Annotated in this window: 20 protein-coding genes; 10 read left to right on the forward strand and 10 right to left on the reverse strand. The window is 71.3% G+C overall.

Going from position 1 to position 20335, the window contains the following annotated elements:
• Positions 1-134: 134 nt before the first annotated feature.
• Positions 135-356: an HAD family hydrolase gene (locus ACH4KB_RS13985; RefSeq protein ID WP_398066202.1), complete on the forward strand. Its 222-nt coding sequence runs from the start codon at positions 135-137 to the stop codon at positions 354-356.
• Positions 313-942: an HAD family hydrolase gene (locus tag ACH4KB_RS13990; RefSeq protein ID WP_398066203.1), complete on the forward strand. Its 630-nt coding sequence runs from the start codon at positions 313-315 to the stop codon at positions 940-942. Before ACH4KB_RS13985 ends, ACH4KB_RS13990 begins: the two co-directional genes overlap by 44 nt.
• 374 nt (positions 943-1316) lie before the next feature.
• On the opposite strand, the gene ACH4KB_RS13995 is transcribed toward ACH4KB_RS13990, so the two are convergent.
• The 4 genes from ACH4KB_RS13995 to ACH4KB_RS14010 are packed head-to-tail and all read right to left on the reverse strand — an operon-like array spanning position 1317 to position 4296.
• A complete protein-coding gene (locus ACH4KB_RS13995) occupies positions 1317-2510 on the reverse strand; it encodes an acyl-CoA dehydrogenase family protein (RefSeq protein ID WP_398066204.1) in 1194 nt (397 codons plus the stop codon).
• Positions 2507-2767: an acyl carrier protein gene (locus ACH4KB_RS14000; RefSeq protein WP_398066205.1), complete on the reverse strand. Its 261-nt coding sequence runs from the start codon at positions 2765-2767 to the stop codon at positions 2507-2509. Before ACH4KB_RS14000 ends, ACH4KB_RS13995 begins: the two co-directional genes overlap by 4 nt.
• Positions 2767-4053, reverse strand: a complete 1287-nt coding sequence (locus ACH4KB_RS14005; RefSeq protein WP_398066206.1) for a type III PLP-dependent enzyme — start codon at positions 4051-4053, stop codon at positions 2767-2769. Before ACH4KB_RS14005 ends, ACH4KB_RS14000 begins: the two co-directional genes overlap by 1 nt.
• 9 nt (positions 4054-4062) lie before the next feature.
• The gene (locus tag ACH4KB_RS14010) at positions 4063-4296 is read right to left on the reverse strand and encodes a hypothetical protein (protein ID WP_398066207.1); all 234 of its coding nucleotides are present in this window, start codon (positions 4294-4296) and stop codon (positions 4063-4065) included.
• A 9-nt stretch (positions 4297-4305) separates the two neighbouring features.
• Here ACH4KB_RS14010 and ACH4KB_RS14015 point away from each other — a divergent pair, with 9 nt between their 5' ends.
• The 3 genes from ACH4KB_RS14015 (at position 4306) to htpG (ending at position 7741) form a co-directional block, all read left to right on the forward strand.
• Entirely contained in the window at positions 4306-4599 is a 294-nt protein-coding gene (locus tag ACH4KB_RS14015) for an HNH endonuclease signature motif containing protein (protein ID WP_398066208.1), read from the forward strand.
• Between the two features lie 436 nt (positions 4600-5035).
• Positions 5036-5695 carry a type III effector protein gene (locus ACH4KB_RS14020; protein WP_398066209.1) on the forward strand — a complete coding sequence of 220 codons (660 nt, stop codon included), beginning with the start codon at positions 5036-5038 and terminating at the stop codon, positions 5693-5695.
• Positions 5696-5824: 129 nt separating this feature from the next.
• A complete protein-coding gene (gene htpG, locus ACH4KB_RS14025; RefSeq protein WP_398066210.1) occupies positions 5825-7741 on the forward strand; it encodes a molecular chaperone HtpG in 1917 nt (638 codons plus the stop codon).
• Positions 7742-7869: 128 nt separating this feature from the next.
• Here htpG and ACH4KB_RS14030 read toward each other — a convergent pair whose 3' ends face one another.
• The 4 genes from ACH4KB_RS14030 to ACH4KB_RS14045 form a co-directional block, all read right to left on the reverse strand.
• Positions 7870-11103 (reverse strand): SAV_2336 N-terminal domain-related protein, encoded by a 3234-nt coding sequence (locus ACH4KB_RS14030; protein WP_398066211.1) that lies wholly within the window; start codon positions 11101-11103, stop codon positions 7870-7872.
• Positions 11100-12119, reverse strand: a complete 1020-nt coding sequence (locus ACH4KB_RS14035) for an AAA family ATPase (protein WP_398066212.1) — start codon at positions 12117-12119, stop codon at positions 11100-11102. Before ACH4KB_RS14035 ends, ACH4KB_RS14030 begins: the two co-directional genes overlap by 4 nt.
• A 73-nt stretch (positions 12120-12192) precedes the next feature.
• The gene (locus tag ACH4KB_RS14040; protein WP_398066213.1) at positions 12193-14409 is read right to left on the reverse strand and encodes a hypothetical protein; all 2217 of its coding nucleotides are present in this window, start codon (positions 14407-14409) and stop codon (positions 12193-12195) included.
• A gap of 1 nt (position 14410) precedes the next feature.
• Positions 14411-14803: a CU044_2847 family protein gene (locus ACH4KB_RS14045; RefSeq protein ID WP_032752517.1), complete on the reverse strand. Its 393-nt coding sequence runs from the start codon at positions 14801-14803 to the stop codon at positions 14411-14413.
• A gap of 345 nt (positions 14804-15148) precedes the next feature.
• Between ACH4KB_RS14045 and ACH4KB_RS14050 the strand changes: the two genes are divergently transcribed.
• From ACH4KB_RS14050 to ACH4KB_RS14060, 3 genes are read left to right on the forward strand one after another with little or no spacing between them, the layout of a single operon-like run.
• Positions 15149-16513 carry a rhodanese-like domain-containing protein gene (locus ACH4KB_RS14050; protein ID WP_398066214.1) on the forward strand — a complete coding sequence of 455 codons (1365 nt, stop codon included), beginning with the start codon at positions 15149-15151 and terminating at the stop codon, positions 16511-16513.
• Between the two features lie 5 nt (positions 16514-16518).
• Positions 16519-16893, forward strand: coding sequence for a rhodanese-like domain-containing protein (locus tag ACH4KB_RS14055; RefSeq protein WP_398066215.1), 375 nt, complete (start codon positions 16519-16521; stop codon positions 16891-16893).
• Entirely contained in the window at positions 16890-17633 is a 744-nt protein-coding gene (locus ACH4KB_RS14060; RefSeq protein WP_398066216.1) for a sulfite exporter TauE/SafE family protein, read from the forward strand. Before ACH4KB_RS14055 ends, ACH4KB_RS14060 begins: the two co-directional genes overlap by 4 nt.
• 20 nt (positions 17634-17653) lie before the next feature.
• Here ACH4KB_RS14060 and ACH4KB_RS14065 read toward each other — a convergent pair whose 3' ends face one another.
• Complete coding sequence (locus ACH4KB_RS14065; RefSeq protein WP_018955745.1) at positions 17654-17941, reverse strand: metal-sensitive transcriptional regulator; 288 nt, start codon at positions 17939-17941, stop codon at positions 17654-17656.
• A gap of 83 nt (positions 17942-18024) precedes the next feature.
• On the opposite strand from ACH4KB_RS14065, the gene ACH4KB_RS14070 reads away from it, so the two are divergent.
• Entirely contained in the window at positions 18025-18600 is a 576-nt protein-coding gene (locus ACH4KB_RS14070) for a rhodanese-like domain-containing protein (protein ID WP_398066217.1), read from the forward strand.
• A 70-nt stretch (positions 18601-18670) separates the two neighbouring features.
• Here ACH4KB_RS14070 and rpmF read toward each other — a convergent pair whose 3' ends face one another.
• Positions 18671-18841, reverse strand: a complete 171-nt coding sequence (gene rpmF / locus ACH4KB_RS14075) for a 50S ribosomal protein L32 (protein ID WP_398066218.1) — start codon at positions 18839-18841, stop codon at positions 18671-18673.
• A gap of 213 nt (positions 18842-19054) precedes the next feature.
• Here rpmF and ACH4KB_RS14080 point away from each other — a divergent pair, with 213 nt between their 5' ends.
• Positions 19055-20329: an APC family permease gene (locus ACH4KB_RS14080; protein WP_398066219.1), complete on the forward strand. Its 1275-nt coding sequence runs from the start codon at positions 19055-19057 to the stop codon at positions 20327-20329.
• Positions 20330-20335 lie beyond the last annotated feature (6 nt).

A 20335-nucleotide genomic window follows, 5' to 3' on the forward strand; every position in this document is an offset into this window, starting at 1 on the left:
CAGCCCGCGACGGACACGTACGGCGGCGACCCACCGGGCGCGAGGGGCGCCCGCCCCGGCCTGTCCGACACCGCCGAAGTCCCAGGCGGCCATTGGGGCGCGTACGGCTGCGGACGGGTCGATAGACTGCGGAAATGACGCAGCCCCGGTTGATCGCGACCGACCTCGACGGCACACTCCTGCGCAACGACGGCAGTCTCTCCGAGCGCACCCGCAAGGCGCTGGACCTGGCGACCGCCGGAGGCGCCGAGGTCGTCCTCGTCACCGCCCGTCCCCCCCCGGTACGTGGACGCCCTGGCCGCGGCCCACCGGGTGACCGGAACAGCCGTCTGCAGCAACGGGGCCCTGGTCTATGACATCGGCTCCCGGACCGTGCTCAAGTCTCTTTCCCTGGAGATCGCGTGCGCCCGGGCGGCCGCGGACGCCCTCACCGCCGAGGTGCCGGGCATCGGCTTCGCGGTCGAGACCGGCCATCAGGTGCTCTTCGCCCCCGGCTACGGATTGCGGCTGCCCGAGGACGCCGGCGCCGAGTTTCCCGTGGAGCGGGTGGGGGACCTCTGGCAGGGGAAGGCCGACATCATCAAGCTGCTCGCCTGGTCTGCCCAGCATGACGTCGACGCCATGCTTGCCGTCGCGGAGCGTGCCGCCGGGACGCTGGCGCAGATCACGCACTCGGGGGGCCGGGGCCTGCTGGAGATCAGTGCGCCCGGAGTCACCAAAGCGGGGACGCTGGCGGAGCTCTGTGCCGCCCGGGGCATCGGCGCCGCCGATGTCGTCGCCTTCGGCGACATGCCCAACGACCTGAGCATTCTCAACTGGGCGGGTCGGCCCTACGCGGTGGCCAGCGCGCATCCGACCGTGCTCGACGCGGTGCAGCGGCATACACGGTCGAACGAGGACGACGGCGTCGCGGTCGTGCTGGAAGAGCTGTTCGGCTGCTGAGCCACGGCAAAACTGAGGGGCACCGGCGACGTCCCGCGAAGACTGCACCAGCAGTACGGACCCCACGTGCCGCAATGGCCACCGAGCGCCGTCGGAATCCGCCAGGGGGCTCTGCCGAGACCGGTGCCCGCGGCTTTGGCACACGCCTCGCGGGCGGTCCAGAACCAAGCCGACTCCAGGGAACGCCGGGCCATCGGCAGATGCCCGAGCTGATCCAGCGCCGTCCGCGTGCCGACAGCTCCGGCGCCGTCGGCCACGCTCGCGGGGCGGACCGGGCAGCGGCCGAGGGACCGGTACGACACCCGCTCCGGCGGGCTCTGGACGTCGATGCCCACCGAGCGGTCCTCGGCGACCGCGACCGCCAACCCAGCGGATCAGACAAACCGCACCTCGGGGTCGAGCAGGGTCAGTCTCCCGTCCGCCAGATGAAGCCGGTCGTTGTGGTAGTTGAGCGAAGCGGATCGCAGATCGCGCAGGGCCTGCTCCAGCCGTGTGGGCGAGTCGCGTAGATATCCGTGGCGCAGACCTGCCGCCTCGACGAGACCGTCGACCGCCCGGTGGCACTCGTCCGCCGCGGTGATCTTCAGGGCGTTGAGGAGCAGTTGCACGCGGGGTGTGGAGAGATCCGTCGCACCTCCGACGGCCTGTTCGGTGTGGCGCAGCAGCGCGTGCACGGTGTCCAGCCGACGACGGGCCTCGGACAGCCGGGTCAGCAGCAGCTCCGATGTCAGGTCCGTCCGCGCCCGGCCTTGTGGACTGCGCAGCATCTTCACCGTACGAGACAGTGCCCCGGCCGCGGTTCCCAGCCAGCACGCCGCCCAGCCGAGATGCGCGGCGGGGGCGAAGACGGTGGTGGCGATGGTCGGGAAGGAACCCTGATCTCCCACGACCTGATGCTCCGGGAGCCGCCCGGTCAGCCGCATCGCGGTGCTCCGGGTAGCCCGCATTCCCAGCGGCTGCCAGTCGCCGCTCTCCTCGACCGCCAGCTGGTCGCGGTGCGCGTACACGAGGGACACCTGGCTCCCGGAGTGCGCCCCGGGACTGCGCATGGTGACCAGGAATCCGTCCGAGTATCCGCCACCCGTGACGATGGGGGCCAGTCGGTCCAGATGCAGGAGGCCATCACGCGCCTCCAACTCTGCTTCCGCGCTGCGCAGATGGCCGCCCTTCCCCTTCTCGGTGGTCACGGAAGCCAGATAGACCGCACCCGAGGCGATGCCGGGCAGCACCTCGGCGCGCAGCCGCTCGTTGCCGAACCGCACCAGGGCGGATACCTGCTGGCAGTGCATGGCGAAGACCATCGCCACGGACATGTCGACGCGGCCGAGTCGCGTACTGACTGCCGTCATGTCGCGGAGGCCGCCGCCGAAGCCTCCGTACTCGCGAGGTACCAGCAGGCCCAGCAGCCCGCTCTCGCGCATCGCGGCGAGGGCCTCGACGGGGAAGGAGGCGTCGGCATCCGTCCGCTCGACGTGGGGTGCGGCTGCCTCTGCGGTGGACTCGGCCGCCGCCGTCCAGTCCTTCCCGCGGCGTTCCTGCCCCGCGTGGGCAGGAACGCGCACGTTCACGGGCGGGCCGCCGTCCCGTGCTGTGCCTCGACCGCCGAGCTGATCGCCGCCCAGAGGCTGCCCGCCGTGGCGAAGGTCGTGTCGTTGATCGCTTCCTCGGGCAGCGCGATGGCGAACTCGTCCTCGATGGCGAAGAGCAGTTCCACGGCCAGCATGGAGTCGAGTCCGAGGTCGCGCAGTGAGGACTGCGGGGTGATCGCCCCGTCTCCCAGGAACTTGAGGAGCGAGGTGAGAATCTCGGTGAAGCGGGGGTCCATCAACGTTCTCCTTGGGCGGTGCGGACGAGCCGTAGACGGGAAACGGCGGGGGCGGTGCCGGGCGCGGAGCTGTCGATCACCACTTCGCAGGGCATCGGCCGTCCGAGGAAGGCCACCAGGCTGGCCGTCAGTCCGTAGGCCCCCACGTTGGGGATGGAGAGCAGGTCGCCGGGGCGCAGCGGTGGCAGCTCCGCCGCCCGGGCCCAGGTGTCGAGGGGGGTGCAGAGCGGACCGGTGACGATCGTGGGCACGGTCTCGGAGGCGCCCCGGTCCTCGTCCGTGACGAGGGTCGGACGCAGGGGCGGCAGCCTGCGCAAACCTGACATGCCGCCCAGGTGGTTGATGCCCGATTCGAGGACGACGACGTTCCGCCCCTGGGAGAGCTTCACATCGAGGACGCGGGTGAAGAGGGTCCCCGCCGTCGCGACCAGGTATCGGCCGGATTCGAAGGCGACTTCGGGCAGCGGATCACCAGGCTCGACGACGGCCGGAAGGAGCTCGCCGAGCAGACGATCCAGTCGCCGGTCCAGCCCCGAGAGATCCGACGCCTCGCCCGTGGTGGCGAACGGCGCGCCGAATCCACCGCCCAGGTCCAGCAGCCGCAGGCGTACGCCGTGCCGCGCCAGCGCCCCGGCCAGCCGCCCGGCGGTGCGCAGGGAACGTTCGAACTGGGCCGTGAGCGCGTCGACGCCGTCGACGTTGGATCCCATGTACAGGTGGAGACCGACGACCTGGGCGTGTTCCCGGGAGGCGAATCGTTCCGGCTCGTCGAGTATCCACGAGGCGTCAGCGCCGAACTGCGAGGGCACTCCTGTCATGACCAGGCCCTGACCAGGGACGGGGTGGTCGTCGTTGACCCGGAGGAGACAGTCCACGGCCATGTCCTCGGCCGACGCGATCCGGTCCAACTGGTCCAGCGCATGGGGTGAGTCGACGGAGAACAGCCGGACTCCCACTTTCAGCGCCCGGGTGATCTCGTTGTCCGGTCTGCCCGGCCCGGTGTACAGGATCTCGGCGCCGGACCAGCCCGCCGCCAGTGCGGCACTCAGCTCACCCGTCGAGCACACCTCGGGACGCGCACCGCCTGCGCGCAGCGCTTCGAGCAGCAAGGGGTGCGGATTGGCCTTGAGGGAGTAGAAGAGGACGGAGCGCGGTGGCAGCGTGGAACGGAGCGAGGCATGCCGGCGCCGTACTTCCGCGAGGTCGTAGACGTACGCGGGTGTCGGTGCGGCGCCCGGTGGCTCGGGCGGGGGCGCCGCGGCCGGGGATTGACGAAGGGCGGGCAAGGGGGTTCCTTACGGGGAGGGGAGCTCGTGCGGAGCGGGGCGGGTTTTGGTCCGGTCCCGGGGGGTTTCCGACGGTTCGTCGGCCGTGCCGGTGACGGCGGCGCGGGCCAGGGCTCTGCGGTCGCCCTTTCCGTGGGCGGTGAGGGGCAGGTGAGGCAGCACTGAGCAGTGCTGCGGGATCTTGTACGTCTCGATCTGGTCCCGGAGCCGCGCGAGCACCTGGTTCGCGGACATCTCGCTCACGACGAACAGATGGGCGTGGCGGCCGGCGGTGGGGGCCAGTCAAGGGACGCCGTCCTTGTGCGCTGCGGTGGGCTGTGCGAGAACCCTGGGTGTGCGGGGCAGCCAGTCGACGTGAAGGACGACGGCAGCGCAATCCTGGAAGTGGACCACGTCCATGCCCTTGAGGACGGTGGCCCTGATCTTCCGTGGAACATGGTGGCGCTATGCCCCAATTGCCACCGCGTCAAGACGTACGGCCGTACCAGGAAAGAGCTGACGAGGGCCCTGGGTGAGCTTGCCCGGCGAAAGCATGCAGCATTCTGACCAGCCGTGCGGGGAGGTCACGATGCTCATCGTCACCCGTAAGGGTGGCCGCGGTGCAAACTCCCGCCGCCCCCGGCGGGCGGTAAAGCCAAAGCTGCCCCGCATGCCGCAAGGATGCGTCGCACTACCGTACGGAGGCGACGGTCGGGAAACACCTGCCGGCCGCCGCCTCTCCTCGCCGATAGCGGCCGGCCACCTGACGGTGCGGCGTCGGCCAGTAGGTCCGCCACGATCGAGGCGACGGGCGCCCTGGTCAGGACGTCGACCAGAGAGCCGCGTCGTCGGCAGGCGGGCAGTGGGCGTCAGCACCGTGAGACGGCTCCAGCGAGGTTCGAGCCGTTGCTGCCGATGCGCTGCAGTGATCCCGTTGCCATTTGTCATCCAATGGACGACAATTAGGATGTCGTCCACCCACTGACAAGACGAGGGAGGTGCCGTGAACGCAGCAGACCAGCCGTCCACGGCCAGTACCGGCGCCCACAGCCCGGCGTCCTTCATCGCCGCCGCGGCGGCCCTGGCCGCCATGGACGACGCTCTGCGCGACGCGCAGAGCGACTCCCCCGACGCCGTCGGCCCTGACCCCGAGCAGGCGCTGGCCTCCCTGATGCTGCTGCGGCAGGTGCGCGAGCATCTCGCCGGCTGGGAGACCGGCCTGATCGAAGCCGCCCGCGGCGCGGGCGCCAGCTGGGCCGATCTCGCCCGCCCTCTCGGCGTCGCCAGCCGCCAGGCCGCCGAGCGCCGCTACCTGCGCGGCCGCCCCGGCGCCGCCGGAACCACCGGCGAGCAGCGTGTGGCGGCCACCCGTCAGGCAAGAGCCGCCGACCGCGCCACTGCCAACTGGGCCCGCGCCAACGCCGCCGACCTGCGCCGCATCTCCGGGCAGATCGCCGCGCTCGCCCACCTCGCGCCCGGCGCGCGCTCGGCCCAGGACGCCCTGCACGCCGCTCTCGGCGCCGCCGACGCGGCTGAGCTCATCGCCCCGCTGGCCGGCATCCGCCCCTACCTCGATGCCCGTCATGCCCGCCTCGTCGAATCCCTGGACGCCCTGGACGCCCTGGACGCCCCGGCGCACAGCCGCGCGGACGGTGATGACTGACTCCCACCACGCAGAGGCATGCCATGCGGGTGTGGCCCGACCCATGCAGAACCACGCCGGTGACGGTCAACGACCCGTCCCGGCCCTGCTCCGATTCCCTTCGTGACGTTTCCACAGAAAGAGATCCACATGAGCGGCAGTGTCGAGACGCTGGAATTCCAGGCGGAGACCCGCCAGTTGCTCCGGTTGGTGATTCACTCGATCTACTCGAACAAGGACATTTTCCTGCGCGAGCTGATCTCCAACGCCTCCGACGCCCTGGACAAGCTGCGGCTGGAATCGCTGACCGACTCCAGCCTCGAGATCGAATCGGCCGACCTGCACATTGCGCTGGAAGCCGACCCGGACGCCCGCACCTTGACCGTCCGTGACAACGGGATCGGCATGACCCGCGAGGAGCTGGTGGAGCTGATCGGCACGATCGCCAAGTCCGGCACCGCCGGCCTGCTGGAGAAGATCAAGGAGTCCAAGGACGCCGCCACCGCCGAGAATCTGATCGGGCAGTTCGGCGTCGGCTTCTACTCGGCCTTCATGGTCGCCGACAAGGTCACCCTGTGCACCCGGCGGGCCGGCACCGACACCGGCACCCGGTGGGAGTCCGACGGCGAGGGCACCTACGCCATCCAGGCCGTCGACGGCCTGCCCGTGGGCACCTCGGTCACCCTGCATCTGAAGCCCTCCGACAGCGAGGACGGACGCGCCGACTACCTCTCCGAGCCGAAGATCCGTCAGATCGTCAAGCAGTACTCGGACTTCATCCGCTGGCCCATCCGCATGGCCACCGAGCGCACCTCCGCCGATGGCGCGACCACCCGCGAGACCGACACGCTCAACTCGATGAAGGCACTGTGGGCCCGGCCCCGCACCGAGGTGACCGAGGACGAGTACAACGAGTTCTACCAGCAGATCAGCCACGACTGGCTGCCCCCGGCCGAGACGATCCACATGCGCGCCGAAGGCACCTTCGAGTACGAGGCGCTGCTGTTCATCCCCTCGCAGGCGCCCTTCGACCTGTTCTCCCGCGACACCAAGCCCGGCGTGCAGCTGTACGTCAAGCGGGTGTTCATCATGGACGACTGCGAAGCGCTCATGCCCAACTACCTGCGCTTCGTCAAGGGTGTCGTGGACGCCCATGACCTGTCGCTGAACGTCTCGCGCGAGATCCTCCAGCATGACCGCCAGATCCACGGCGTGCGCCGACGCCTGGTCAAGAAGGTCCTCGGCGCCCTCAAGGACATGCAGTCCAAGGACACCGAGCGTTACGCGAAGGTGTGGGAGCAGTTCGGCCGGGCCCTGAAGGAAGGCCTGGTCGAGGACGCGGACAACACCGATGCCCTGCTTCAGCTGGTGTCGGCGGCCTCCACCCACGACCCCGACCGGACCACCACGCTGCGCGAGTACGTCGAGCGCATGAAGGACGGCCAGGACACCATCTACTACCTGACCGGCGAGAGCCGCGCGATGGTGGAGAACTCCCCGCACATGGAAGCCGTCGCCGCGAAGGGCTACGAGGTCCTGATCCTCACCGACCCCGTCGACGAGGTGTGGGTCGACCGGGTCACGGCCTTCGACGGTCACCCCCTGCAGTCCATCGCCAAGGGCCAGGTCGACCTCGGCGAGTCCACCGACGGCGAGAAGGAGGGCGACGCCGCCAAGGCCCAGCGCGAGGAGGACTTCGCCGCCCTGCTGCCCTGGCTGACCACCGCCCTGTCCGAACAGGTCAAGGAGGTCCGCCTGTCATCGCGCCTGACCACCTCGGCCGCCTGCATCGTCGGCGACGCCCACGACGTGACGCCGACCCTGGAGAAGATGTACCGGGCGATGGGCCAGCAGATGCCCACCGTCAAGAGGATCTTGGAACTCAACCCCTCACACCCGCTGGTCACCGCCCTGCGCACGGCACACGACGCAGGCGCCGACGACCCCGCGCTCACGGAGGTCGCCGAGCTGATCTACGGCAGCGCACTGCTCGCCGAAGGAGGCGACCTGCCCGATCCGGCCCGCTTCACCCGGCTGCTCGCCGACCGGCTGGCCCGCAGCCTTTAAGGGTGCAGCCCTGCACAGACGCAGCCGCCTGTGCCGGCGTCCCGTACGGGGTACCTGCACAGGCGGCTGCGGGGGCGCCGTCGCGCAGTCACCCGCTCCATGGGCCGGGCGCCGGCAAGAGCCATCGTTCACGTTGGCCGATGTGCCGCGGTGGTCGACTCGTACCCCGTGGCGAAGTGGATCGGCCCCTCCCCGGAAGGGATGTGGAGAACGGCCCCGTCCAGTGACGGGGCGCCGCCCTCGACGGTCCGGCTCAGCAAGTCGACGCGGGCGCACAGACTGACGGAGACGTCGTCGGTGGCCACCAGCTCCATGTCATCGGCGGACATGACCAGATGGATGCCGAGCCGCCCGCCGGCCCTGACCACCTCGCGCAGGGCGGTGTGCAGTTCGGGGGCCAGACGGTGGACCCGGGGGAAGTCGTCCACAGCCACGACCAGGTGCGGCGGGCGGTCCTGCTCGGAGACCTCGCGGGTGCCCGGCGAAGTGCTTCGCCGACTCCAGAAGTTCTCCCGGCGCCTCAATTCCCGCCGAAGCAGATCGCCCAGCGTCAGGACGTCCGTTCCACCTCGGCGAAGGCCGAGGAACGAGAAGTCGCGTGGACGTTGCGCGAACCGGTCGAAACCGCTGCGGTCGTCATAGTCGGCTAGGAGGAAACGTACCCCGTCGCCCGCCTGACGCGAGATCTGTTCCAGCACGTCCAGCAACAGGTCTCTGCGTACCCGCGCCGGACGCCCCTGGCACAGCAGGTGAGGGCCGTTGCCACTGCCGGACTCGCCGCGCAGGTCGAGCCGTACGGAGTTCAGCTCGGCGTCGAAGCCGAGGGCGATCGTGAACGCGTCGGTCTCCCGATGCGCCAGGGAGTCGAGAGCCTGGCGCAGCTGAAGTGCGGTGGGTCTGCGGGCGGGGTCGTCCTGAAGACAGGCGCGGAGAAGGCCGATGAAGGCGGGTTCGAGCGTCTCCCTGGCCGCCTCCAGGGCATCGGCCGGGCCCCCGTAGTAGCCTTGGCCGACCGCGGCCTCCACCAGGACGGCCCCGAGCGCATAGACGTCGGCCTCCCGGCTCGGACCCTCCGTGGCGTTGTTCAGTTCCGGGGCCCGGTAACGCGGGTGCTGTCGATGGACGGACCAGTAGCGGCTGTCCACATCGTCCACGGACGCGGTCAACCACCCCAGGATCTGTGCGTCACGTCCTGCGATCAGCACCCTGCCGGACGTCAGGGCCCCATGGACCAGCCTCAGCTCGTGGGCCCGGGCCAGGCCGTCGGCGAGCTGACGGGCGACCGCCAACAGGCCCGCATGGTGGAGGAGCCCGTGCCGGGTGGTGAAGTCATGCAGGTTGGGTGCGGGTTGCGACGGCTCGTCGAGGGAACACAGAACGGCGTGCCACGGTCGCTCGTGGTCGGGCTCCCACGCCATCAGAAGCGGGGCGCAGGAGCCGTTCATGCGCTGAAGTGCGAGGACTTCCGTCGCGATCAGGTTGTGGGCGTCGGGTTCCCCGTCCAGTCTCCGGATGACCAGCAGACGTCCCTCCCCGTCGTGCGCGAGGAAGACACCGCTCTCGACCGGTCCGTACTCGGCGAAGACGTCGTACGGCAGAGCCGACCGGCCCTCGAATCGTTGATCGGAGACCGTGAGCCCGCGCCACCGCGTCGCGTCGAGGTCGAGTGCCAGACCGGGCGGCAGCGGCCGCAGTTCCGGTGATCGCGGCGGAGCCTCGTGCTGGGAGACGTCCGGCGGCGAGACGCCGAGTCTGCGCAGGAGAGTCTCGCCCACCCAGCCGAACGGCCTTCGCGAGTCGGCCGATACCCGATCCGCGCCGCCCGGGTGAGGCAGCCAGGCCGGGAAGTCGGCCGATGAGCTGCTGAGTTCGCTGAGGTGGTCCGTCACCCTCCGTGTGGTGCGCACCAGTTCGGCGGGCGGAACGGTGCCGAGCAGAATCTGTCGGGTCTCCTCCGTGAAGTCGAACGTCCTCTGGTGCGGTGGGCGTTCCGTCTCGTCGGCGCTGCGCATGAGTCCGCCGAGGAAGACCTCGACCAGGTGGGACGTGTCCACGGCCGGAGTCACCGCGTGCTGGACGATGCGCATGACCGGCACGGGAAGGGGTGCGACGGAGGCCAGATGCGCCGCGAGGCGATAGGCGTCCGCGGACGCGGATTCCCGGAAGCGCGTCACGGCTTCCCGCGCGCCGCCCGTACGATCGCGATGCGGCGAGCGGGGCTGGTCCGGAGCGGTGACCGTTCCGGACGGCAGCGTGAGCAGAGGTAACACCGCGGTTTCCCCCGGGGAACCGACCAGCCGGGCCCACGTACCGACGGCGTCGCCGTCGGTGGCGAGCACCGGGACGGGTACCCCGTCGAAGGGGGCGAGTTCGGGGGGCAGTAGCGGGTCCTCGATGTGCCAGGACCGGTTCGCCGCGCCTCGGCGCCTGGCCGTCACCCGCCACGACCGCGTGTCGATGCCCGTCCCGGCCCACAGGCGCCGGGGCAGCGTGTGCACCACCGCCGTCGGCCCGGCCGATGCGGTGCGCAGCAGTGCCTCGTGCATCGAGCCGTCCCGCCAGGACCCGCCGACACCGTCACTCATGACGAGCAGCAGCGTGTTGCCGGCCGGGTCGAGCACCGCGGACAGGGGCAGCGCCGCCGCGGAGGCGCCATAGGGGCGGCTGCGCAGCCGCGGCCCGGTGGGGCCGCGGGTGTCCAGGCCGTGGACGCGTACCTGCCGGAAGGCGCCGCAGCGTTCCAGCAGTCGTCGGAGTTCACCGGCGAGCCCCTGCCAGAGGAGCATCGAGACGCCGTCGTCGACGAGGACGGTCAGGTCGAGCCATCGCGTCGTCGCCGGGCGGAGCACGGCTTCCGGGAGCCCTGTCTCCGCCATGGCCGTGACCGTCGCGTCGACGTCGAGTTCGCTGCGCAGGAAGTCGGGGCGCATCTGCTTCAAGGGACGGAGGGCCCGCCCGAGGCGGAGTTCCGCGCCGCCGAGCGCCTTGACACCGGGAGCTCGTACGGCCATCGCCGACCGGTCGGAACGGGCGGGGGGCTCTTGCACGACAGGAGCGGCATGCAGGCCGGTCTCCCGCGCCGGCCGAAGGACGGGGAGGGGCTCACCATCCGTCGTCGCCGTGCTCCGCGCGTCGTGGCCCGGCAGCGGGGCAGCGAACGGGGTGGGGTCATCGGCGTCCTGGTGGGCGGGAACCACGGCCGGAGGTTCGGCGAGGGCCGCCACGCGGGCGAGTGCCGTGGCGGCGCACGGGGGCAGCCGTGCGGCCAGCCAGAGGACATCGAGGAGTTCCTCGGCGTCGAGCGGCTCGCCCTCCGCCGCCAGGGCCCTGCGGATCCGCCCGAGCTCCGGCCGGCCGGTCACAAGGTTCTGCCGAGGCGGTGCAGTACGGCGTCCAGCAGCCCCTCGGCGTCCAGTTCGACGCCTCCGCGGCGCAGGAAGACGGCGTTGAGCAGCTGGTCCGTGGCCAGTTCACCGCGGGCCCTGCGGGCGAGGAACGCGCGCATCAAGTCGTCGAACTCGTCCGTGCCGCCCTCCTTGCCGTCCGGGTCCAGGTGGGCGGAGACGATGGCGCGCAGCCGCTCCTCGTCCGGTTCCGGAAGGTCCAGACGGACGCATCGGCGCAGGAAGGCGGGCGGGAAGTCGCGTTCGCCGTTGCTCGTGATGACGACGACGGGGAACGCGGTGCAGCGGATACGTCCGCGGACGACGTCCGTCCAGGCGTCGGAGTCGGCGGTCATGACGCTCACGGCGGACTGCTCCTCCGTGAGCCGTGCCAGCTCAGGGATCTCGAACTCGCCCTCCTCGAAGACGTTGAGCAGGTCGTTCGGCAGGTCGGCGTCGCCCTTGTCCAGTTCGTCCACGAGGAGGACACGTGGCGAAGCCGACGGCACGAGCGCGGTACCGAGAGGACCGAGACGTACGTAGGAGCCGATGCCGGGTTCTTCCTGCGGTGAGTCGTCATCGCCCTGTGCGTTCCGGCGCCTGTTCGTTTCGCGGAGGCGGCCGATCGCGTCGTAACGGTAGAGGGCGTCCTGGAGGGTGGTACGGCTGTTGACCGGCCAGTGCAGGACGTGGCCCAGGGACAGTTCATGGGCGAGGGCGTGTGCGAGGGAGGACTTGCCCGTCCCCGGGTGCCCGGTGACCAGCAGTGGCCTGCGCAGGAGGAGCGCGGCGTTGACGACATCGGCCTCCTGCGGGCCGATCAGATACGGCCGGGAACGCCGGGAGCGTGCTTCCTTGTCCCCGAAGCGCCTCCACGGCGGTGCCTCGGGGAAGGAGACGTGGCGTGCCCGGCCATCGCCCTTGAACAGCCTCCAGTCGGAGTCCTGTCGGCTGTCGGCCGCTCCATGGTGCCCTTGAGATGCCTGGGCCGTCATCGTGTGTCTGCCTTCTTGTCGGGGAGGTACGAGGGAAGGTCGGGGAGGTTCGAAGGGCTACGGCGCCGGCGCGTCATGCGGGATCCGCGAAGTGCAGGGGTTCGGGCAGCGACAGCTCGGTGTCGTGCCAGACGAGGGCCGGTCTGGCGGCGGAGAGACCCGCCTCCGCTCCGTAGACGGCGGAGCGGAGGTTCTGAAGCCGCTGCGGGAGCTTGTCCAGCGGGCCGGTCGGATCGAGGGGGTCGAGCCGGGGGGCGTCGTCGTGCGATGCCGCTGCCCGGTCCCAGAGGACGACGGGTACGCCCATCGCCAGGCACACCGGCAGAAGACGGCTTCGCTGCTGCGGTGGGCCGTGCAGGACGACCCGGACGGTGTCGCGGTGCGTGGTGCTCAGCAGTTCGTAGAGATGCTGAATATCGAGGGAGGGATCGCCGACCACCAGCGGATGAGGTTCGTCGGCAGCCCAGCGGCGCTGGACCTCGCCGTCGGTCCTGACGATGAACTCGGGGCATCGCAGGGCGACTTGGTAGCGGCTTCCCAAGGCCACGCTGAGGCCGCTGACATCGGGGAGGACGTCCCTGAGTCCAGCGAGTTCGGGGAGGCCGTCCGCCAGCTCACTGCCCGTTTCCCAGCCGTCGACGTCGATCTCGAGATGGGCGGGGCCGACGACTACGTCCACCTGGGAGGGGGCGGGCTCGCCCGCCACGCGGCTGCCCTCCGCGGTCCGGCGCAGCAGCCTGCCGATCTCCTCGGGTGTCAGGAAGCCCTTCGGAGTGGTGACGCCCACGCGTGTGCCGTCCCTGTGCCAGAGCCAGATCTCGCAGCGGTAGCGGCCGGTCGGCTCGCCGTCCGCCGCGGTGAGGCGGGCGCCGACGCGGGTGACGGGGGACGGCCGGTGGGCGGCCCATGCCACGGCGTCGGCCCGTCGCTCCGCCAGCGCCGAGGGGCTGATTCCGAGTCGGTCGGCGACGCGGTCGCACCATCCGCGCAGACTCTTGCGACGGGTGATGTCGGTGGTGGCCGCGGCGGTGAACTCGGTCAGTCTGAGCAGCGCGGGAACCGGGACTGACTGAGCGGCCGCGAGATCGCCGTCGGGGTAGTCCTCCAGGGCGAGGATGATCGCGTCGACGTCCACCACCGTCGGACGGGAGGCCAGCGAGAGCATGATCGGCAGGTTCATGAACCGGAGTGCCTCACGGGCGGCGCGCGCGATCAGACCGGGGTCGGCGTGGACGCTCGCCCGGAAGAATGCGACGAGCTGACGGTGTTCGGCGAAGGAGAGCAGCCGGACGTGGTCCTCGACGCGGCCCAGTGCCAGCAGGGCGCTCAGCGCGCGGCGCCGGGGAGGGTCGTGCTCGACCGCCGGAGCCAGCGACTCCGACAGCGTCGCGAGTGCCCGGTCCTCCGCGAGCAGGACCCCCGCCAGTTCGTCGAGGGCGGGCGCCTGCGACCCGCCCGTCGGCACCTCGCACCCCAGGGCGAACGAGAGATCGCGGCAGTGGTCGGTCCGCCTCACCGGGTCGTCCAGCAGGATGCGCAACAGGGGCGCCATCGCCTGTACGGAGGTCTCGCCGGGGCCCGTGGTGCGGCCCCGCCGCACCACCTGGCACTCCGCGACGACGTCACCGGCCCCCGCCCGCGTCATCTCCTCCCGTATGGTCTGCCAGGGCACGGCCCAGCCCCGGCGCACGGTGTCCTGGGCCTTCAGGGCCGGACCGTCCGTCATCACCTGCGCTACGGCGAGCCCGGCGACCGTGGCATCGGATCTGACCCACAGGGGACCACCGCTGTATCCGGGGCCGATCGCAGCCCCGGTCAGGGATCCGTCCAGATAGCAGCAGCCGTCGTGCTGGAGGCCCGCGATGGTGTCCGCGTAGGTGATCGCGGCGCCGCCACCGTGCCAGGCCCGCAACTCCATGCCTTCCAGCATGTCCTGCCAGACGACGGGCCTGGTCCAGTCGGGGGCGGGTTCGTCGAGGTCCAGCACCGCCAGGTCACCGCCCCACACGGGGCTGCCGGCCCGTCTCTGGGGCGGCAGCCACAGCGAGACGCGGCCGGTTCCCACACCGGCGGCCGCGTCGGCGCCGCGGAAGGAGACGGTGAACGCCCCGTCACGCCCAGGGTGTTCGGGGCTCAGCAACTCGCGTCCCAGAGCGTCGTTGACGACGTGGGCGCAGGTGAGGATACGGCGGGCGGAGAGGAGCACCGCACCGCCCGCCGCCCTGGAGTCACTCGTACGCAGCAGTGCGGTGTGGGAGCCGGGAGCTGAACGGCGGCTGAACCAGCCCATGTCAGACCTCGCCGGAGCCCTGGTTCTGCCAGGTGGCACTGACCGTCATCGTCGCCTGGCCGTTCACCCCCACGATCCCGAGCTTGAGGTCCTGGCCGATCTGGACACCGAACTCGACCGTCAGTTCCTGGGGTGGATGCGCGGTGCCGGTGACCGACGCGTGGACTTCCTCGAGGAGCGGACCGAGAGGGCTGAGCGCGGACTTCAGCACGTCCTGTGCCACCTCGGCGGCGCGTCGCCCCCTGGCCACGGGTGTGGCGGTGCCGAAGCCGTCGGGGAGGTCTCCGTCGTCCGGGGCGGCCGCAGCGGCAGGGAGCGGTGCTGGTTCCCCCACGGCGGCCAACTCCACGCGTAACGCGGCTCCGCCGAGGTCGAGTTCAAGGTATTCCGGCATGCCCCGCATTGTGCACGAATCGAGGAACCCGCCGGGGCGGATGTCGCAAGTTCGTTGGGTTCCCGCGGGCGGGAGCGCCTCTCCTGCGGGGCGGACGCCGGAACGCAAGGAGGCGGGACGCGGCAGGCGCCGCCCCTGGCGCCACACCGTGCCACCTTGTCCGCGGCCTCCGCCCTCCGGCTGCGCTTCCGTCGCTCCCGGCGCGCCCTGACCGGACGAGGTCTCGGCGAGCGAACGCGGCTCGTCCATTGGGGTCGCCGCCCCGCCAAATATACCCCCGGGGGTAAGAGTGTTACGGTGAAACACATACCCCCGGGGGTAATTTTTCGTCGGAAGGAGACTCTCGTGTTCTTCGTTGAAGCCATCGAGCTGGAGGGCTTGGGCAACCGCAGCTACCTGGCCGGTGGCCGGCGGGCGGCGGTCGCCGTGGATCCGCCACGTGACATCGACCGGGTGCTGGCCGCCGCGGCCCGGCGTGGTGTGGCGATCACCCATGTGGTCGAGACGCATATCCACAACGACTATGTGACCGGCGGTCTACAGCTGGCCCGTATCACCGGAGCCGCTTACCACGTTCCGGCCGGCGCGCACGTCTCGTTCGCCCGGACCGCCGTTTCCGACGGCGACACCGTCGTCATCGACGCGGAACTGATCCTCGGCGCGGTGGCGACGCCCGGGCACACGCCGCACCACATGTCGTACGTGCTGAGCGAGGCGGGCAGGCCCGTCGCCGCGTTCACGGGCGGTTCTCTCCTCATCGGTACGGTGGGGCGGCCCGATCTCGTGGAGCCGCGGCTCACCGAGCAGCTGGCCCGCGCCCAGCACGCCTCCGCCCACCGCCTCGCGGACGCGCTGCCCGACGGGACCGAGGTACTGCCGACGCATGGGTTCGGCAGCTTCTGCTCATCCGCCCAGGCCCACGGGGAAGCCACCACGATCGGCAGGGAGAAGGCGGTCAATCCGGCTCTCACCGCGGATGTGGACACCTTTGTCGCCGAGCTGCTGGCAGGGCTGGAGGACGTGCCCGCCTACTACGCGCACATGAGCCCCGCCAATGCGGCCGGCCCCGCACCCGTGGACCTGACCGTGCCGGCCGTGGCCGACCCCCACGACATCGCCGCGAGGCTCGCGGCGGGGGAGTGGGTGGTGGATCTGCGTAACCGCGTAGCTTTCGCCGAAGGGCATGTCGCGGGGTCGTTCAACTTCGAGGCGGAGGGCAAGCTCGCCACGTACCTCGCCTGGTTGATCCCCTGGGGCAAGCCGGTGACCCTGCTCGCCGAGTCGGCGGAGCAGCTTGCCGCGGCCCAGCGGGAGCTGGTGCGTGTCGGCATCGACCGCCCGGCCGCCGCCGCGACCGGCGGTCCCGCGGACTGGCTTCGCGCCGGCGAGAGCGCCGCGTCCTTCCCCCGGGCCACGTTCGCCGAACTGGCCGGTCAGGGAACGGGCCGGATCGTCGTACTGGACGTACGCCGCTCGTCCGAACGGGCCGAGGGCTGGATCGAGGGCTCGGTGCACATCCCGGTCCACCAGATCCACCGCCGTATCGACGACGTGCCCGACGGCACGGTCTGGGTGCACTGTGCGGGAGGTATGCGCGCGGGCATCGCCGCGTCGCTGCTGGACGCGGCGGGGCGGGACGTGGTCGCCGTGGACGACGGTTTCGACGCCGCGGCGGCGGCCGGGCTGACCGTCGTCACCGAAGAAGGGTGAAGTCGATGTTCCTCTTCCGGTCCCGAGGGCGTGGAGGACGCCTGTCCGTCGGCGAGGCGCGCACCCGCACCGGCGGGGAGCGGCCCGCAGCGGTTCTGCTGGACGTGCGGGAGAAGTCCGAGTGGCGAACCGGCCACGCCCCCGGCGCGGTGCACGCGCCGCTGACCGCCCTGGCCGCGGGCGCGCCGCTTCCGGCCGCGGCGGCGCGGGAGAGGCCGCTGGTGGTGATCTGCCGCAGCGGGCAGCGCTCGCAGCGGGCAGTGCGGCTTCTCGCCGAGCGGGGAGCGGACGCGGTGGACGTCAAGGGCGGCATGATCGCGTGGGCCGCCGCAGGGTTGCCGGTGATCGACGAGCGCGGTGACGGCGGCTCGATAGCGTGAGCACCTTGGTTCTCGCCCTCGTCGCCGGGACGGTGATCGGGCTGGCGCTCGGTGCGCTCGGCGGCGGTGGCGGCGTTCTGGCGGTTCCGGCACTGATCTACCTGCTCGGCTTCTCGGCGGCGTCGGCCACGACGGCCAGCCTGATCATCGTCACCGCCACATCGGCCACCGCTCTCTACGCCCATGCCAGAGACGGCCATGTCGCCTGGAAGGCCGGGGTGATGATGGCAGCCGCGGGAGTCGTTCCGGCGTTCCTCGCCGGAGCCGTCGCCGATCACCTGCCCGAAGCGGCTCTCACGGCGGCGTTCGCGGTGATCGCCGCCCTGGCGGCGCTGCGGATGCTGCGGCCCTCCGCTGCCGAGCCGACAGCGGGGGTGCGGCCCGCGAAGGCGGCCGGAACCGGCGCCGGTCTCGGCGCCGTGACGGGATTCCTCGGGGTGGGAGGCGGATTCCTCGCCGTGCCCGCCCTCGTCGGAGTCCTCGGCCTGCGGATGAAGCAGGCAGTGGCCACCAGCCTCCTGGTCATCACCGTCAATTCCCTCGCCGCCCTCGGGGCCCGGTCGGGGACCGGCGACGACCTTCGATGGGAGGTGATCGCCCCGTTCGCCGGAGCGGCGATCCTCGGAGCCTGGGACGGCAAACGGCTGGCGGCGAAGGTCTCCGGCGCCACTCTGCGGAGCGTCTTCGCCTACACCCTGTTCGCGGTGGCGGCCTTCATGGTCATCGACGTGGTCGCCTGAGCACGAGGGCCGCCCCGGCATCAGGCGAGCGAGAGGAAGAGCTTCTCCAGCCGGGCGCGCATCTCGTCCTGGGACTCGGCGGAACGCCGGCCTTCCTCCACCTCGGTCAGGCACTGCTGGAGCCCGGTGGCGATGATCGCGAACCCGGCCCGGTCCAGCGCCCGCGACGCCGCCGCCAGCTGGGTGACGACGTCCTCGCAGTCCCGCCCCTCCTCGATCATCCGGATCACCCCGGAGATCTGCCCCTGTGCCCGGCGCAGCCGGTTCAGGACCGACTTGAGCTCCGCTCCTGCCAGATCAAGCTCCATCATCACTCCTCATGAATACCCCCAGGGGTAATGTACTCCCCCTTGGTGGGGACCCCGCCGACAGGAAAAGGATGGCACCCGCCATGACCACGCCCACCGCCCTCGCCACCCACGAGACACGCAGCCGCCTCCACGAGCTGACCGTCATAGACGTCCGCACGCCCGGTGAGTACGCCGGCGGCCACCTGCCCGGTGCCCTCAACATTCCCCTGGACCGGATCCAGCGGGCCCTCGCCGAGATCCGGCAGGCCGCGGACCGGGGTGAGGTCCTGGTCGTCTGCGCGTCCGGAGCCCGCTCGGGGAACGCCTGCCGGATCCTCGCCGAGAACGGCATCCCCGCCGCCATGCTCAGCGGTGGCACCAGCGCCTGGGCGGCCGACGGTCACGACCTGCACCGCCCCCAGGGGACCCCCCGTGCGGTCTGGGGCATGGAGCGGCAGGTCCGTCTCACCGCCGGAACCGTCGTCCTCCTGGGCCTGCTCCTGGGCCTTCTGGTCCACCCCGCGTTCCAGGTCCTCTCGGCAGGCATCGCGGCCGGGCTGGTCTTCTCCGCCCTGACCAACACGTGCGGCATGGCCGCGATGCTCGCCAAGCTGCCCCACAACCGCACCAGCGCGGCCGATCTCGACGCCGCTCTCGCGGCACTGCGCGGGCGCTGACCGGGCGCGACGGAAGAGAAACGCTCAGGAAGCGAGGCGGTGACGGGCGGGGGGCTGCGCCCCAGGGGTCTCAGCCCTCGGGGTGCAGGAGGCCGCGCTCGTAGGCCTTCACCAGGCGTTGCGGCACCTGGTGGACGGAACCGTCGATCGTGACGGGCACCAGCTGAGGCGTCACGGCCTTCCACTGGGCGCGACGGTGACGGGTGTTGCTGCGGGACAACTTCCGCTTCGGGACTGCCATGGGTACCACCTTCGTCGTTGGCGTCGAGACGTTACATGGAAATGATAGTCATCACGAAATGGTTGGGGGGCCGGACCCCGGTGGGTGGCCCGCCGTCCGCCCCGGCACCCTCGCGATGCCCACTGCCGTGACCGCTTCCGCCGCGACACCGAGGTGACACGCGCTTCGGGTACGGTGCCCGTTGAGTCGTCCGTGGGGTGAGGGGAAAAGCGCGTGAGCTCGGTGGATGTCGCAGGGGGCGCGGGCGGGTTGCGGCGTCGGCTGGGTGTGTTCGATGCGGTGGTGATCGGCCTGGGATCGATGATCGGCGCCGGGATCTTCGTGGCGCTGGGTCCGGCCGCGGAGGCCGCGGGTTCGGGGCTGCTGCTCGCCCTGGCCGTCGCCGCGGTGGTGGCCTACTGCAACGCGACGTCCTCGGCGAGGCTGGCCGCCCGCTACCCCCGGTCCGGCGGCACCTACGTCTACGGCCGTGAACGACTGGGCGACTTCTGGGGCTACTTGGCCGGCTGGGCGTTCGTCGTGGGCAAGACCGCCTCCTGTGCCGCCATGGCCCTCACGGTCGGCGCCTACCTGTGGCCCGGTCAGGAGCACGCGGTGGCGGTGGTCGCCGTGGCGGCGCTGACCGCGGTGAACTACGCCGGGGTGCAGAAGTCCGCGCGGCTCACCCGGATCGTCGTCGCGGTGGTCCTGACGGTGCTCGCCGCCGTGGTCCTCGCCGCCCTGACCTCGTCCGGTGCGGACGCCTCGCGGGTGCGTATCGGCTCGGACGCCGGTTTCGGCGGGGTGATCCAGTCCGCCGGGCTGCTGTTCTTCGCCTTCGCCGGGTACGCCCGCATCGCCACGCTCGGGGAGGAGGTGCGGGACCCCGCCCGTACGATTCCGCGCGCCATCCCGATCGCGCTCGGCATCACGCTCGCCGTCTACGCCCTCGTCGCCGGTGCCGCACTGGCGGTGCTGGGCCCGGGGGGAATGGCGGCCACGACCGCCCCGTTGGTGGACGCCGTCCGCGCCGCGGGGGCCGGCTGGCTCGTGCCCGTCGTCCGTGTGGGGGCCGCCGTCGCGGCTCTCGGCTCCCTGCTCGCACTGATCCTCGGCGTCTCGCGCACCACCCTGGCCATGGCCCGTGACCGGCACCTGCCGCACGTCCTGGCCGCCGTCCACCCCCGCTTCGGCGTCCCGCACCGCGCCGAACTGGCCGTCGGCGCTGTCGTCGCCGTGCTCGCCGCGACCACCGACGTACGCGGAGCGATCGGGTTCTCCTCCTTCGGCGTGCTGGCCTACTACGCCATCGCCAACGCCGCTGCCTGGACGCTCACCCCTGAAGAGGGGCGGCCCAACCGCCTCGTTCCCGGCGTCGGCCTGACCGGCTGCGCGGTGCTCGCCTTCGCGCTGCCCCCGGACTCCGTGATCTCCGGTGCCGCCGTTGTCGTCCTCGGCGCCGCCGTCTTCGGTATCCGAAAGGCGGCGGGCGGCCGTTCGGACCGCTGACCCGCG

Source organism: Streptomyces sp. NPDC017520 (assembly GCF_044329855.1).
Taxonomy (GTDB): Bacteria; Actinomycetota; Actinomycetes; order Streptomycetales; family Streptomycetaceae; genus Streptomyces.